This is a genomic window from Streptomyces sp. ISL-100 (assembly GCF_018614615.1).
Taxonomy (GTDB): Bacteria; Actinomycetota; Actinomycetes; order Streptomycetales; family Streptomycetaceae; genus Streptomyces.
Genome location: NZ_JAGGOK010000003.1, coordinates 138,113 through 153,161 on the forward strand (window position 1 = coordinate 138,113; position 15,049 = coordinate 153,161).

Consider the following 15,049-nt stretch of genomic DNA (forward strand, 5'->3'; position numbering starts at 1 on the left):
CCGCGCGGCTCTAGCGCCGTGCGTTGCCAGACGTCGAAGCGGTACGAGCGGTTGCGGCGGCCGGGGCGGGCGAAGCGGCCGCAGGAGTGTTCTCGGCCCTGCGCGCGGCCGTCGCGGAGAGCCGGGCGAGCCGGGACTCGGAGTGGTCGAGCCAGCGCGCCTCGGCCTCGGTCTGGAAGATCAGCTGTTCCAGTACGAGCAACCAGGCCACGTCGTCGCGCGCCTGCTCGCCGCCTGCGCTGTCGACGTGCTCGACGTGCTCGACGGCCGCGAGCGCCTGGGCCTTGAGGCGCGTGTAGTCCTGCATGGCCCTGAGCGTGGCGTGACGCTGAGCCTGGATGACGGCCCTGATGTCGACGCCGGGGGCGCCGACGGCCATGGCGAGCTTGATGGCCAGCTCGTCACGGGGTGGGCTGGCACGGTCGACGGGCCGCCCGAACCAGCTCCGGAGCTCGCCCCGCCCCGCGTCCGTGATCACGTAGAGCGCGTGGCCGGCCCCGTCCTCGCCGTCCTGGGTGACCATGCCGTCGCGTTCGAGGCGGCCCAGGGTCGTATAGACCTGGCCGACGTTGAGAGGCCAGGTCGCGCCGGTGCGCGACTCGAATTCGGTACGCAGCTGAGAGCCGTAACGGGGCCCGTGCTCAAGGAGGGCAAGCAGCCCGTGACGGATCGACATACCGAGTATGTATACCGAGTATGCCGCTCCAGGCCAACCCTCTTGAGGAGGACGTCGTCAGTAGGTCTTGAGGGGGACGGCTCCCGGAGGGCCGGTCAGCTGCGCCGCAGCCGCAGCCCCAGGAACCCCAGCCCCAGCCCGACCAGCGTGAGCCCTGCCCCCAGGGGCAGCACATGGACACCCAGCGGGTCGGACTGCGCCACGACCTGCCCGGAGCCCTCGTGCGCGGCTCCCGGCGGGGCGGCAATCGAGGGGGAGGCGGCGGGCTCGTGGCCGGGTTCCTCCAACGCCTCCTCGTGTACGTCCGAGGGCTCGGGAGCGTACGACTTGAGGGGGGTGGCCGACGAGCTCGCCGACGCGGCAGCGGAGCCGGACGCGGAGGGGCTGGGCGTGACACCGGGGCTGCCGGACGGACTCCCCCTGCCGCTCGGGGACGCCTGTCCGCCCTCCTCCTCGCGCCCCTCGGCCGCGCCCTTGTCCGGCGCCCGGCCCGGCCGCGTACGCCCCTCCCCGGCCTGCCGCCCCGCGAGGCTCTTGGCGGGCGAGGCGGCGGAGGCGGAGGGCCGTTCGGGCCAGTCCGGCGCCCCTACGCCCGGCACCAGCTCGCGGTCCTCACCGTCGAGCGGGGAAGTCGTCGAGATGGAGCCGGATTCGGATGTGGATGCCGACATGGACGTGGGCGTGGATGCGGGCGTCGGCTCCGACGCGTGCTCCTCGGCGTTCGCCCCCGAGGCCGCCCCCGAGACCGCCAGCACCAGCACTGCAGTGACCCCCACCGCCCTGAACCGGACAGCCATGGGACTCCGCCTCCTGACCGAAACGCGCCGGACCACCGTGTGAGCCGGACCACGGTGTGAGCCGGACCACTGAGACAACAGACTCAGCGTCACATGCCGCAACATTTCCGGCACGCCAGGTCACACGAAAGGGGCCCGGCGCGCGCAGCGCGCACCGGGCCCCTTCACAGGTCCGAACCGGACCCCGCGTCTGTTCGGCCTAATCCGACGCCGGGTTGCCGGTGGAGATCTCAAGCTCGATCGTGGCGTCCTCGGGGTCAATGTCGGAGCCGGTCTTGGGGAACTGGTTGACCACAAGATCCTCGCCCCAGAGCGGGTTGTCGACCCTGGTCTCCTTGATCTTCCACCCGCCGGCATTGAGGCAGAGCTTCACCGAGCGGAGGTCCTTGTAGAGGAAGCTCGGCACCTCGACCTTTTCCGGGTCGGTCGCCGATTCCCTGCCGGGCGAGCATTCGGTGGTCTTCATGGTGCGGGAGCGGTCCGGGCCCTTGTAGCCGGGCTTGGCCGCCACGTCGCTCTGGGTGGGGTCGTCGGTGGGCGGGTCCTCGCCCCCCGAGTCGTCCTTGAGCGAAATCGCGGTGATCAGGCCGCCGATCGCCAGCAGCACGACCGCGATCGCCCCCACGATCACCGGCATGTTCCGGTCGCTGCCGCCACCGCCGCCACTCCCGCCGCCCGAATTCGGCGCCGTCTGAGGCGACATCGTGTACGGCGGCGGAGTCTGCCCGCCCTGCTGCTGCATGCCGTTGTGCTGGGCGTACGGCGAAGGGGCGGGCGTGTGCATCGGCGCCGGCGTCGGGTATCCGTAAGCCGGCTGTGCGGGGCCAGGGGCAGGCGTGTGCGGCGCGTACGGCCCCGGCCCCGGCGTCGGCGGCTGGTAAGGCGTCTGTACGTTGCCGCTCTGCGGGTATCCGGTCTGCCCGCCGACCGGCGGGAAGACCGCAGACCCGACCCCGGACCCGCTCTGCGACGGGCCACCGGCGACGATCACCGGCGCGGCGCCGGTCTGGCCCGACCCCGAAACCCGCGCGCACTCGTCGCGCATCGCGGCGGCGCTCGGGAAACGCTCGTTCGGGTTCTTCTTCAGCGCCCGTGCGACCAGGGCGTCGACCGCCGGCGGAATCGACCGGTTGATCGACGAAGGAGCCACCGGCTCCTCCTGGACGTGCGCGTACGCGATCGCGAGCGGCGAGTCCGCGTCGAACGGCAGCCGCCCCGTCACCAGCTGGAACAGCATGATGCCGACCGAGTACAGGTCGGAGCGCGCGTCGACCCCGCGCCCCAGCGCCTGCTCGGGCGACAGGTACTGCGGCGTACCGACGACCATGCCGGTCTGCGTCATCGACGTGACGCCCGACTGCATGGCGCGCGCGATGCCGAAGTCCATGACCTTGACCACATTGCGCTTGTTCATCATCACGTTGCCGGGCTTGATGTCGCGGTGGACCAGGCCCATCTCGTGACTGGTCTCCAGCGCGGCCAGCACATCCGCCGTGATCTTCAGCGCCTTGTCGGCCGGCATGGCGCCGTACTGCTCGATGTCGGCCTGGAGTACGGAGCCGAGCGGCTGCCCCTCGACGTACTCCATGACGATGTACGGCATCAGCGCGCCGTCCAGCTCGTCCTCGCCGGTGTCGAAGACCGAGACGATGTTGGTGTGGGAAAGCTTGGCGACCGCCTGTGCCTCGCGCCGGAACCGTTCGCGGAAGGATTGTTCCCGGCCCAGTTCCGTGTGCAGTGTCTTAATGGCAACCTGGCGGTCGAGCGCGGAGTCGTACGCGAGGTACACCGACGCCATTCCGCCTTCTCCGAGCAGGTCGCGCAGCTGGTACCGCCCGCCCGCGACCGAGCCGCCCGCGTAGCGGCCCTGTCGGCCGTCCTGGCTCATGACTGTGCTTCCCCCTCAGCGCAAGATTTACGGGCCAAGTCTGCCCCAGGGCACGGACACGTCAAGCGCGGTGCCCGTTCCGTGACCGTACGCGCAAGAAGCGTCGCGGAAGCGTTACAGCGCGGCCGTCCCACGCGCACCGCACGTGCACGGGAGGGCTGGTGGCACGTGTCTGTCAGGGGTCCGCTTATGGTCCGCCTGTGGTCCGCCTGCCGTCCGCGACGGGTCCGGAATTTGCACGGGTACATCGGCAACGGGTTTGATGGCCGGTCCATCTCGAACCGGAGCGTCGCGCGGAGGCTGTAGCGTGACGTGGCGGAGCACCTTGAGCCCATACCTTGAGGCCCATGAGGATCACCGCGGACGCGACGCGGACAGAAACGACGGCGAGGACTGATGGCACCCGAACCCGAGGGAAGCGGCGGCGGAGTGTCGGATGCCCCGGAAGCATGGGGTAAGGACGGATTGGTCGGCGATGGCCGATACCGGCTGACGCACCGCCTCGGCCGCGGCGGCATGGCGGAAGTATTCGCCGCCGAGGACGTACGGCTCGGCCGTACCGTCGCAGTGAAGCTGCTGCGCTCCGACCTTGCGGAGGACCCGACATCCAAGGCCCGGTTCACCCGTGAAGCACAGTCGGTCGCCGGCCTGAACCACCACGCGGTGGTCGCCGTGTACGACTCCGGCGAGGACCAGGTCGGCCCGAGCGTCGTCCCCTACATCGTGATGGAGCTCGTCGAGGGCCGCACGATCCGCGAGCTGCTGCAGAACGCCGAGGCGCCAGGGCCCGAGCAGGCCCTGATCATCGTCTCCGGCGTACTCGAAGCGCTCGCGTACAGCCACCAGCACGGCATCGTGCACCGCGACATCAAGCCCGCGAACGTGATCATCACGCACGGCGGCGCCGTCAAGGTGATGGACTTCGGCATCGCCCGTGCCCTGCACGGCGTGCAGTCGACGATGACGCAGACCGGCATGGTCATGGGTACGCCCCAGTACCTCTCCCCGGAGCAGGCGCTGGGCAAGGCCGTCGACCACCGCAGTGACCTGTACGCGACGGGCTGTCTGCTGTACGAACTGCTCGCGCTGCGGCCGCCCTTCACCGGCGAGACCCCTCTGTCGGTGGTCTACCAGCACGTGCAGGACATCCCCGTACCGCCGTCCGAGATGTCGGACGTGGCGCCGCCCGAGCTCGACGGGCTCGTCATGCGTTCCCTCGCGAAGGACCCGGACGACCGGTTCCAGAGCGCCGAGGAGATGCGCGGTCTCGTCCAGTACGGCCTGTCCATGCTCCAGGAGCAGGGCAGCCACACCGGGATGTGGAACACCGGCCCCGTCGAAATGCACGAGGGCGGCCACACCCCGGCCGGCGGCACCTACGCGACGACCGCGATGGGCCACCCGAACCACGGCGACACGTCGCAGATGAAGGCGGGCGGCGCGATACTGCCGCCGATGAACCCGCACGACGGTGCGTACGACGGCGGGCACCAAGGCGGCAGGAGCGGCCGCGGCAAGATGTGGATCTTCGCTGTACTCGCGATCATCGCGATCGCGGCGGGTGTCGCCTTCGCGATGGAACGCGCGGGCAGCGACGGCACCAAGGAGAAGAAGGACCCGCCGAAGATCTCCGAGACCAGCCCGAGCCAGTCGGAGAAGGAGCCCTCGAAGGAGCCCTCGCACGACGAGGAGACCTCCCCCGAGACGGACCCGGGCACGTCCTCGACCGGCGGCCAGCAGCCGGGCTATACCCCGACGTACATTCCGTCGACGCCCCCGAGCAACACGCCGTCGAACACGCCCAGCAACACCCCGTCGAGCCCGACGGACACCGCTCCGGGCACGACGACGGACGGCGGGACGACCGAGGGCGGAGACAACGGAGACCCCGGTACGGACGACGGCGGTACCACCGAGGGCGGCACCGACGACGGCGGTACGACCGAGGGCACGGACGCCGGCGGTACGACCGAGGGCACGGACGCCGGCGGTACGACGGACGCCGGCACGACCGAGGGTGGCACGACCGACGCGGGTACCACCGGAGGCTGACCCGGCGAGGCGAGGCCGCTCACCCCGAGAACGCCTCGCACACCGCCTCGTACTCCTTCGTCCACCACACCGCCAGGGCCGACGCCGCAGGAAACTGCGGGTCGGCCCTTCGGTCGTGCCGCTGGTAGCGCCAGCGCAGTATCCAGAAGTCGTTGAGCCGCTCCCACCACACCCGGTGCACCGCCGCGGCCAGCTCCTCCGTCCCGGCCCCGGCCGCCCGCCGGTACGCCGCCGCGTACGCCCGTACCTTTGCCAGCTCCAGCTCCCCGTCCGGCCGTACGAAGAAGATCGCGGCGGCCCGTACCGCCTCCTCCGCGCGCGGCTGCACCGCGAGCCGGTCCCAGTCGACGATCGCGGCGGGCTCGGCGCCCCGGTAGAGCAGATTCAGCGGATGGAAGTCGCCGTGCACCCACCCGGTGGCGGTCGCGGCGACCGGTGGGGGCCGCCGGTGGGCGTGCCGCTCAAGGAGCGTCCGCCGCTCCAGGAGGCGGTGTTCCGCCAGTACGTCGAAGGTGTCCCGGGGCCTCCGCCCGCGCGCCAGCGTCAGCAGCTCGTCGATGAGGGCGAAGGTGTCGGCGGGGTCGGCGCAGTCGTGGGGACGGTCGTGCGCATGGTCGTCGTGAGTACGCCGGGAGGCCTCCTCCATCACCCCGTCGGGCATCACCCGGTCGAGGCAGGTGTGCACGAGCCCCAGGAGTGACCCGAGCCGCCGCGACTCCACCGTCGTCAGCTGGGCGCCGTTCCGGTGCCGGCCCTCGATCCACGGGTGCAGCGCGTAGCAGCGGCCGGCGATCACGGTGACGGTGCCGCCCTGGGTGTCCTCGACGGGCGGGGCGACGGGGACGCCGAAGGCCTGGAGGTGGCGGGTGGCGCGGTGCTGGCGCCTGATCGTGTCGCGGTCGCCGTCGAGGTGGTGCTTGAGGAAGTAGTCGCCGCGGGTCGTGACGAGGCGGTAGCCGTGGTTGAGCAGGCCTTGGGCCACGGGCTCGCAGGAGAGCGGGTCGCCCGGGTCGCGGTAGCGGCGCAGCAGGTCGCCGACGGGCGGTGGAGGGGCGGCGAGTGCAGATGAGCGTGGCACCCGCCAGATGTTAGATCACCGATTCACAGAGCGTGCTCGAACCGTCGCTCAGGGGCGCTGTTCAGGGTGTGCGCGGTGACGAACTGCGGCTCGATGCGCATGTAGACGGGGTCGAAGGGCTGGCCGTCGACGTAATGAGGGCCGCGGCCGAAGAGCTCCAGTTCGGCGTTGTCCGGGTCGAAAATCTCGGCGGTGCCGGTGCACTGGACGGACCACATGGTGCCGTGGCGGGAGCCGAAGTTGTCCGCGCCGTAGGCGATCACGCTGCCGTGGCAGGCCTGATGGTGGTTGAAACCCGCGTGCATGCGCAGCAGGACTCGCCCGTGTACGACGATGTGGCGGGCGACGGCGAGGAAGGGCAGTGCCCGCATGCTCGTGGCGACTCGGCCGTAGGGGACGCGGCGGAGGAGCTCGATGGCGCGCAGGTCGATGGCGCGGGGCTCGATGGCGCGGAGCTCGATGGCGCGCGGATCCTGGTCCTCAGTGGGCATGCTTCTTACCTTCGGCCACCGGGGGTGCCCGTAAAAGGGACGGAAGTCCCGAATGGCGCGTGGCTAGCGCCTCTCCTCCGCCTGCTTGCGCGCCACGTACGCGGCGGCCTGCGAGCGGCGCTCCATGCCCAGCTTGGAGAGCAGGCTGGAGACGTAATTCTTGATGGTCTTCTCCGCGAGATGCAGCCGTTCACCGATGACGCGGTTGGTCAGGCCTTCGCCGATCAGGTCGAGGATCTTGTGTTCCTGCTCGGTGAGGTTCGAGAGCCGGCTGTCGTTCCTGCTGGTGGTGCTGTTGCTGCTGTTGTTGTTGTCCGAGCGCAGCCGCTCCAGGACGCGGGCGGTCGCCACCGGGTCGAGCAGCGACTTGCCGGCCGCCACGTCCCGTACGGCCGTCAGCAGCTCATTGCCGCGGATCGCCTTGAGAACGTAACCGGACGCACCGGCCATGATCGCGTCGAAAAGTGCCTCGTCGTCGGCAAATGAGGTCAGCATCAGGCATTTGATGTCCTCATTCTGGGAACGGACTTCGCGGCACACCTCCACACCGCTTCCGTCGGGCAGCCGTACGTCGAGAACAGCGACGTCGGGACGGGTCGCAGGGATTCTGACCAGGGATTCTGCGGCTGTACCGGCCTCACCGACGACCTCGATGTCGTCCTCTACGGAGAGCAGCTCGTGGACGCCGCGACGGACCACTTCGTGGTCGTCAACGAGAAATACGGTGATTTTTCGGTCTTCGGGCACGCCGTCATCCTCACACGGAAAGTCTTCCCGTGCCGTGGGTCGCCGGGATAACGTGCCGTTGTTCCGGCGGCCCGCAAGGCTGTGACCAGTGGTTGTTCCCGAATTCTTCGATTTACTTGGATTTCCAAGCAAAATCGCAGGTCAAATGGGGTTTCGCAGTTATGCGAAGCACTGGGTAACGTTCCTTTGGCAGGGCGTTTCGCCGGGGCACCTGTCACACCTGTTCCCGGCCGAGTCGCACCCACCCCGTGCACGAGGACGCAAGCAGGTGAGCCGCACTGGTCACCGGCAGACCCCGGGGGCCGGACAGACGGAGGAGCACGCACGTGACCGTGGAGAGCACTGCCGCGCGTAAGCCGCGACGCAGCAGCACCAAGCGCGTCAGCGCCAAGAAAGCCCAGCAGTCCGACCCGGCCGAGCCGGAGCTCGTACAGCTGCTCACCCCCGAGGGCGAGCGTGTCGAGCACCCGGACTACTCGATCGATCTCACCCCGGACGAACTGCTCGGCCTGTACCGGGACATGGTCCTGACCCGACGCTTCGACGCCGAAGCCACCTCGCTCCAGCGTCAGGGCGAGCTGGGCCTGTGGGCCTCGCTGCTCGGCCAGGAGGCGGCGCAGATCGGCTCCGCACGCGCTCTCCGTGACGACGACTACGTCTTTCCGACGTACCGCGAGCACGGTGTCGCCTGGTGCCGTGGCGTCGACCCGACCAATTTGCTGGGAATGTTCCGTGGCGTGAACCACGGTGGCTGGGACCCCAACACCAACAATTTCCATCTGTACACGATCGTGATCGGCTCGCAGACGCTGCACGCGACCGGTTACGCGATGGGTGTGGCCAAGGACGGCGCGGATTCGGCAGTCATCGCGTACTTCGGTGACGGCGCCTCCAGCCAGGGCGATGTCGCTGAATCGTTCACCTTCTCCGCGGTCTACAACGCCCCGGTCGTCTTCTTCTGCCAGAACAACCAGTGGGCCATCTCCGAGCCCACCGAGCGCCAGACCCGCGTCCCGCTCTACCAGCGCGCGCAGGGCTTCGGCTTCCCGGGCGTCCGGGTCGACGGCAATGACGTACTGGCCTGCCTGGCCGTGACGCGCGACGCGCTGGAGCGCGCGCGCCGGGGTGAGGGGCCGACGCTGGTCGAGGCCTTCACGTACCGGATGGGCGCGCACACCACCTCCGACGACCCGACGAAGTACCGGGCCGACGAGGAGCGCGAGGCGTGGGAGGCGAAGGACCCGATCCTGCGCCTGCGTACGTACCTGGAGAGGGAAGGCTTCGCGGACGCGGCCTTCTTCGCGGAGCTGGAGACGGAGTCGGAGTCGCTGGGCAAGCGGGTCCGCGAGGCGGTGCGGGCGATGCCCGACCCGGACCAGATGGCGATCTTCGAGAACGTCTACGCGGACGGACACGCCCTCGTCGACGAGGAGCGCGCGCAGTTCGCGGCGTACCAGGCGTCCTTCGCCGAGGAGGGTAAGTAAGCCATGACCGTGAAGTCTGTACAGAAACTCCCTCTCGCGAAGGCGATCAACGAGTCGCTGCGCAAGGCCCTCGAAACCGACCCCAAGGTCCTGATCATGGGCGAGGACGTCGGAAAGCTCGGCGGAGTCTTCCGGGTCACGGACGGACTCCAGAAGGACTTCGGCGAGGAGCGGGTCATCGACACCCCGCTGGCCGAGTCAGGCATCGTGGGTACGGCGATCGGGCTGGCTCTGCGGGGCTACCGCCCGGTGGTGGAGATCCAGTTCGACGGCTTCGTCTTCCCGGCGTACGACCAGATCGTCACGCAGCTCGCGAAGATGCACGCTCGCTCGCTCGGCAAGATCAAGATGCCAGTCGTCATCCGCATCCCGTACGGCGGCGGCATCGGCGCGGTGGAGCACCACAGCGAGTCCCCCGAAGCGCTGTTCGCGCACGTGGCGGGGCTGAAGATCGTTTCGCCGTCGAACTCGTCGGACGCGTACTGGATGATGCAGCAGGCCATCCAGAGCGACGACCCGGTGATCTTCTTCGAGCCGAAGCGGCGCTACTGGGACAAGAGCGAGGTCGACGTCGAGGCCATCCCCGGCCCGCTCCACAAGGCGCGGGTTGTGGGGGAGGGGACGGATCTGACGCTGGCGGCTTACGGCCCGATGGTGAAGGTCTGCGTCGAGGCGGCAGCGGCGGCGGCCGAGGAAGGAAAGTCGATCGAGGTCGTCGACCTGCGGTCGATGTCCCCGATCGACTTCGACACGATCCAGACGTCGGTGGAGAAGACCGGCCGACTGGTCGTGGTCCACGAGGCCCCGGTCTTCTACGGCTCGGGCGCGGAGATCGCCGCTCGCATGACGGAGCGGTGCTTCTACCACCTGGAGGCGCCGGTGCTGAGGGTGGGCGGCTTCCATGCGCCGTACCCGCCGGCGCGCCTGGAGGAGGAGTACCTGCCAGGGCTTGACCGGGTACTCGACGCCGTCGACCGCTCGCTTGCGTACTGAGGAGAGCCGTGACGATGACTGAGACTTCCCAGCGGTTCCGTGAGTTCAAGATGCCCGACGTGGGCGAGGGACTGACCGAGGCCGAGATCCTCAAGTGGTACGTCCAGCCGGGCGACACCGTCACCGACGGCCAGGTGGTGTGCGAGGTCGAGACGGCGAAGGCCGCTGTCGAGCTGCCCATCCCGTTCGACGGTGTGGTGCACGAGCTTCGCTTCGGCGAGGGCGTGACGGTCGATGTCGGCCAGGTGATCATTACGGTGGATGTGGCGCCGGGGACACCTGATGTGGCGCAGGCGCCTGTGGCGGAGCCGGAACGTGTTCCGGAGCCCGCGCCGGAGGAGGAAGCCAAGCCTGCGGCCCGCCAGCCGGTGCTGGTCGGGTACGGCGTGTCCGAAGCCTCGACGAAGCGCCGCGCCCGCAAGGGCGTGGCGGCCCCGGAGGCCGGGGTTGCGGCCGCGGCCGCGGTCCAGGCGGAGCTCAACGGCCACGGCGGCGGCGCGGCCACCGTGGTGCCCGAATCCCGCCCGCTGGCCAAGCCTCCGGTCCGTAAGCTCGCCAAGGACCTGGGCATCGACCTGGCCACGGTCACGCCGACCGGCCCCGACGGGGTCATCACCCGCGAGGACGTCCACGCGGCGGCCGCGAGCGCGCTGCGCCCGGAGCCGGTCGCGGTGCCGTCCGAGCCGGAGGCGGCTGGGGCTCCGGTTCAGACACCGGCAGCGGTATCGGCCTCCGAGGCTGCGGCTCGGGAGACCCGTACGCCCATCAAGGGCGTACGGAAGGCGATCGCGTCGGCGATGGTGAACAGTGCGTTCACCGCGCCGCACGTCACGGAATTCATCACCTTCGACATCACGCGCACGATGAAGCTCGTCGAAGAGCTGAAGTCCGACAAGGACATGGCGGGCCTGCGCGTCAACCCGCTCCTCCTGATCGCCAAGGCGCTCCTGGTCGCGATCAAGCGCAACCCGGCCGTCAACGCGTCCTGGGACGAGGAGAACCAGGAGATCGTGCACAAGGAGTACGTGAACCTGGGCATCGCGGCGGCCACGCCGCGTGGCCTGATCGTCCCGAACATCAAGGACGCGGGAGCGAAGACACTGCCGGAACTGGCGGCGGCGCTGGGCGAGCTGGTGGCGACGGCCCGTGAGGGCAAGACGTCGCCGGCGGCGATGCAGGGCGGCACGGTGACCATCACCAACGTCGGCGTCTTCGGCGTCGACACCGGTACGCCGATCCTCAACCCGGGCGAGTCCGCGATCCTCGCGGTCGGTGCGATCAAGCTCCAGCCGTGGGTCCACAAGGGCAAGGTGAAGCCGCGCCAGGTCACCACCCTGGCGCTCTCCTTCGACCACCGCTTGGTCGACGGCGAACTGGGCTCCCGCGTCCTGGCGGACGTGGCGGCGATCCTGGAACAGCCGAAGCGCCTGATTACGTGGGCTTAGGCATGGGCAGAACCGGGCCTCGCCATGGGCGAGGCCCGGTTCACGGCCTTCCTCTTCCCCCAGTTGACGCAGAATTCGTTACCCCCAGCGCATCGCTCCAGCCAGGCGCATGCGTAAGAGTGCCCCGCCGGGAATCCCGGCGGGGCACTCTTACGTGCTGTGCGTGCTGTGCGTGCTGTACGTGATTAGTCCTGCTGTGCGCCCGAGGGCAGGGTGCGCAGCTTCATGGGCGACGACGTGGTGCTGGTGCCGAAGCCGTAGTTCAGCATCTTGCCGGCGTCGTTGTAGCGCTCCGTGACAGTGGTGCTGTTCAGGACGACGCCGATGAGGGTCTTCGTACCGCGGGTGGCGGCGAAGACCAGGCACGGACCGGCAGTCGAGCCGGTGCCGGTCTTGACGCCGATGGCGCCGCTGTAGGAGCCCAGCAGCTTGTTCGTGTTGTACCAGGTGTACGTGCGCGTGCCGCCGGTGCTCGTCGTCGCGGTGCTCTTGTACGACGGCGCCTTGACGACGGCGCGGAAGTTGGTGTTCTTCATGGCGTAGCGGGCGAGCTTCGCGAGGTCGCGCGGGGTCGTGTAGTTGTTGCCGGTCGTCGTGATGCCGTCGAAAGAGTCGAACTTGGTGTTCGTCAGGCCGAGCGAGCTCGCCTTCGCGTTCATCTTCGAGATGAAGTTCGTCTTGCGCGCCGCGACGGTGGTGCCGGTGCCGAAGGCGTCGGCCAGGGCGTACGCCGCGTCGCAGCCGGAGGGCAGCATCGTCCCGTACAGCAGCTGACGGACGGTCACCTTGTCGCCGGTCTTCAGGTCGGCGGTGCTCGCGCCCTGCGCGGTGACGTAGTCGCGGTAGGCCTGCTTGACGGTCACCTTGCGGTTGAGGTCGAGGTTGGTCGTGCTGAGCACCACGGCAGCCGTCATGATCTTCGTCGTGCTGGCCATCTGGCGCTTGGTGTCCGCGCCCTTGCTGTAAACCGTGGCACCGGTCGCGTTGTTCAGCATGAACGCGCCCTTGGCCGTGACGGAGGGCGCGGTGGCCGCCTGCGCGGGCGCGGCCAGGGGCGAGACAGTCAGCAGTGCGCCCGTGGTGACGAGGACCGCGGCGGCTCTGCGGACGGCCGGGAGGCTGGTGATCAAAGAACGCTCCGAAGTTCGCGAATGCGTTGAAAGTGGACCACCTCGGATCGAGGGTCCCGACAAGAGACTCGCGGGCACGCCGAAAGGATGTACGCCCCTGGGTGTGATTTCCGTCCTGTGCGCGACGTCACCGTCCCGACCCGTTGGCGGGTTGTGGCGGTTGGGGTGTGATGCGTCGGTGCGCGAACTTCCTGGACACGGCCGCCTTGCCCTCGTGCTGGCCGGCGCCCGTTCCGGGATGCGGACGCGGCTATCTGTTGCACCTCTGTTGTATCTATGCTGTGCGCATGCCCACCGCGCCCCCGCTCCCCAAGCAGCCCGCCGCCGCCGAGCGCGTCTACGCCCACATCAAGAAGGGCGTACTCGACCGCCACTACGAAGGCGGCACCCTCCTCACCGAGGGCGACCTCGCCGACGCCGTCGGCGTGTCCAGGACGCCCGTACGGGAGGCACTGCTGCGGCTGGAGGTCGAGGGGCTCATCAAGCTGTATCCGAAGAAGGGCGCCCTCGTCCTCGCCGTCTCCGCCCAGGAGATCTCCGACGTCGTCGAAACCCGGCTGCTGGTGGAGGAGTTCGCGGTCCGTCGCGCAGTGCCCGCGTCCGCCGCTCTCGTCGCGCGGCTCGAAGAGCTGCTGGAGGAGCAGAAGCAGCGCGCCCTCGAAGGCGACCTCGCCGAAGTCGCCGTCAGCGACCGGTGCTTCCACGCCGAGATCGTCCGTAACGCCGGGAATCAGATCCTCTCCCGGCTGTACGACCAGCTGCGCGACCGTCAGCTGCGCATGGGCGTCACCATCATGGAGGCGCACCCCGACCGCATCGCCAAGAACATCACCGAGCACGCCGAAATGCTCGAAGCCATCAGGGCGGGGGACGTCGAAGCCGCCGCCCAGTGCGTACGCCGCCACGTCAGCCGGGTGAAGGTGCTGGTCCGGGGTGAGGAGCGGTGAGGAGCCCCATCGCTCCGGTTGCCTCCCTGCCCGGCGATCCGCCCGGCGGCCGGCGCGCCGCCGCCGTCTGGGGCATCGGCGTCGGCGTCTACTTCGTCGCCGTCATCTTCCGTACGAGCCTGGGCGTGGCCGGGCTCGACGCCGCCGACCGGTTCGACGTCAACGCGTCCGCGCTGTCGACGTTCTCGATACTGCAATTGCTGGTGTACGCGGGTATGCAGATACCCGTGGGGCTCTTGGTCGACCGGCTCGGGACGAAGAGAGTCCTGACACTCGGGGTTGTCCTCTTCACCCTCGGACAGCTCGGTTTCGCCCTCTCCCCCTCGTACGGCATGGCCCTCGCAGCCCGCGCCCTGCTGGGATGCGGCGACGCGATGACGTTCATCGCTGTGCTGCGGCTCGGCGCGCGCTGGTTCCCCGTCCGTCGCGGGCCGCTGATCGCACAGCTCGCCGGGCTGTGCGGGATGGCGGGCAACCTCGTCTCGACCCTCGTCATCGCGCGCATGCTGCACGGCATGGGCTGGACCGCCACCTTCGCGGGCAGCTCGCTCGCCGGGGTGCTCGTGCTCGTACTGCTGCTGCTGTTCCTGAAGGACCACCCCGAGGGGTACGAGCCGGCGCCGGCCCAGCACGCGGGTGCGGCGTACGTCCGCAAGCAGATCGCCGCCGCGTGGCGCGAGCCCGGGACGCGGCTCGGGATGTGGGTGCACTTCACGACGCAGTTCCCGGCGATGGTGTTCCTGCTGCTGTGGGGGATGCCGTTCCTGGTCGAGGCGCAGGGCCTCTCGCGCGGCACGGCGGGCGAGCTGCTGACGCTCGTCGTGCTGTCGAACATGGCGTTGGGGCTGGTGTACGGGCAGCTCATCGCACGCCACGGCGCCGCCCGCGCGCCGCTCGCCCTCGGCACCGTCGGAGCCACCGCCCTGCTGTGGGCGGCGACCATCGCGTACCCGGGTGACCATGCCCCGGTGTGGCTGCTGGTGACCTTGTGCGCGGTGCTCGGCGGGTGCGGGCCGGCGTCGATGATCGGCTTCGACTTCGCGCGGCCGGCCAACCCGCCGGAGCGTCAGGGCACCGCCTCCGGCATCGTCAACATGGGCGGCTTCGTCGCCTCCATGACGACCTTGCTCGCGGTGGGCGTGCTGCTCGACGCGACCGGCGACAACTACCGGGTCGCGTTCGCGTCGGTCTTCGTGCTGGAGGCGTTCGGCGTCGTACAGATCCTGCGCCTGCGCAAGCGGACCGCCCGCCGGGAGCGGGACCACCTGGTCGCCAGCCGCGTCGAGGCGGTGCACGTCCCGGCGTAAGACGATGTTCTTGC

13 protein-coding genes are annotated in these 15,049 nt (G+C 69.5%); 6 read left to right on the forward strand and 7 right to left on the reverse strand.

Annotation, left to right across the window (positions count from 1 at the left end):
- Positions 1-10: 10 nt before the first annotated feature.
- The 3 genes from J7E89_RS01885 to J7E89_RS01895 form a co-directional block, all read right to left on the reverse strand.
- The gene (locus J7E89_RS01885; protein ID WP_214967405.1) at positions 11-676 is read right to left on the reverse strand and encodes a PadR family transcriptional regulator; all 666 of its coding nucleotides are present in this window, start codon (positions 674-676) and stop codon (positions 11-13) included.
- Positions 677-771: 95 nt separating this feature from the next.
- The gene (locus tag J7E89_RS01890; RefSeq protein ID WP_214967407.1) at positions 772-1,473 is read right to left on the reverse strand and encodes a hypothetical protein; all 702 of its coding nucleotides are present in this window, start codon (positions 1,471-1,473) and stop codon (positions 772-774) included.
- A 199-nt stretch (positions 1,474-1,672) separates the two neighbouring features.
- Complete coding sequence (locus J7E89_RS01895; protein WP_214967409.1) at positions 1,673-3,361, reverse strand: protein kinase; 1,689 nt, start codon at positions 3,359-3,361, stop codon at positions 1,673-1,675.
- Positions 3,362-3,757: 396 nt separating this feature from the next.
- Between J7E89_RS01895 and J7E89_RS01900 the strand changes: the two genes are divergently transcribed.
- Positions 3,758-5,413 carry a protein kinase gene (locus J7E89_RS01900; protein ID WP_214967411.1) on the forward strand — a complete coding sequence of 552 codons (1,656 nt, stop codon included), beginning with the start codon at positions 3,758-3,760 and terminating at the stop codon, positions 5,411-5,413.
- Between the two features lie 19 nt (positions 5,414-5,432).
- On the opposite strand, the gene J7E89_RS01905 is transcribed toward J7E89_RS01900, so the two are convergent.
- The 3 genes from J7E89_RS01905 to J7E89_RS01915 form a co-directional block, all read right to left on the reverse strand.
- Positions 5,433-6,491 (reverse strand): phosphotransferase, encoded by a 1,059-nt coding sequence (locus tag J7E89_RS01905; protein WP_214967413.1) that lies wholly within the window; start codon positions 6,489-6,491, stop codon positions 5,433-5,435.
- A gap of 23 nt (positions 6,492-6,514) precedes the next feature.
- The gene (locus J7E89_RS01910) at positions 6,515-6,982 is read right to left on the reverse strand and encodes a pyridoxamine 5'-phosphate oxidase family protein (RefSeq protein ID WP_214967416.1); all 468 of its coding nucleotides are present in this window, start codon (positions 6,980-6,982) and stop codon (positions 6,515-6,517) included.
- A gap of 63 nt (positions 6,983-7,045) precedes the next feature.
- Complete coding sequence (locus J7E89_RS01915; protein ID WP_214967418.1) at positions 7,046-7,729, reverse strand: response regulator transcription factor; 684 nt, start codon at positions 7,727-7,729, stop codon at positions 7,046-7,048.
- A gap of 326 nt (positions 7,730-8,055) precedes the next feature.
- Here J7E89_RS01915 and pdhA point away from each other — a divergent pair, with 326 nt between their 5' ends.
- The 3 genes from pdhA to J7E89_RS01930 are packed head-to-tail and all read left to right on the forward strand — an operon-like array spanning position 8,056 to position 11,651.
- Positions 8,056-9,213: a pyruvate dehydrogenase (acetyl-transferring) E1 component subunit alpha gene (gene pdhA / locus J7E89_RS01920; RefSeq protein ID WP_214967420.1), complete on the forward strand. Its 1,158-nt coding sequence runs from the start codon at positions 8,056-8,058 to the stop codon at positions 9,211-9,213.
- 3 nt (positions 9,214-9,216) lie between these two features.
- Positions 9,217-10,206 carry an alpha-ketoacid dehydrogenase subunit beta gene (locus tag J7E89_RS01925; protein WP_214967422.1) on the forward strand — a complete coding sequence of 330 codons (990 nt, stop codon included), beginning with the start codon at positions 9,217-9,219 and terminating at the stop codon, positions 10,204-10,206.
- 14 nt (positions 10,207-10,220) lie between these two features.
- Positions 10,221-11,651, forward strand: a complete 1,431-nt coding sequence (locus tag J7E89_RS01930) for a dihydrolipoamide acetyltransferase family protein (RefSeq protein ID WP_214967424.1) — start codon at positions 10,221-10,223, stop codon at positions 11,649-11,651.
- A gap of 185 nt (positions 11,652-11,836) precedes the next feature.
- Here J7E89_RS01930 and J7E89_RS01935 read toward each other — a convergent pair whose 3' ends face one another.
- Positions 11,837-12,781 carry a D-alanyl-D-alanine carboxypeptidase family protein gene (locus J7E89_RS01935; protein ID WP_251059957.1) on the reverse strand — a complete coding sequence of 315 codons (945 nt, stop codon included), beginning with the start codon at positions 12,779-12,781 and terminating at the stop codon, positions 11,837-11,839.
- A gap of 287 nt (positions 12,782-13,068) precedes the next feature.
- On the opposite strand from J7E89_RS01935, the gene J7E89_RS01940 reads away from it, so the two are divergent.
- Together J7E89_RS01940 and J7E89_RS01945 are read left to right on the forward strand one after the other, a co-directional pair.
- Entirely contained in the window at positions 13,069-13,728 is a 660-nt protein-coding gene (locus J7E89_RS01940) for a GntR family transcriptional regulator (protein WP_214967426.1), read from the forward strand.
- Positions 13,725-15,035 (forward strand): MFS transporter, encoded by a 1,311-nt coding sequence (locus J7E89_RS01945; protein WP_308315297.1) that lies wholly within the window; start codon positions 13,725-13,727, stop codon positions 15,033-15,035. The genes J7E89_RS01940 and J7E89_RS01945 overlap by 4 nt, the downstream gene beginning before the upstream one ends.
- The last annotated feature ends 14 nt before the right edge of the window (positions 15,036-15,049 follow it).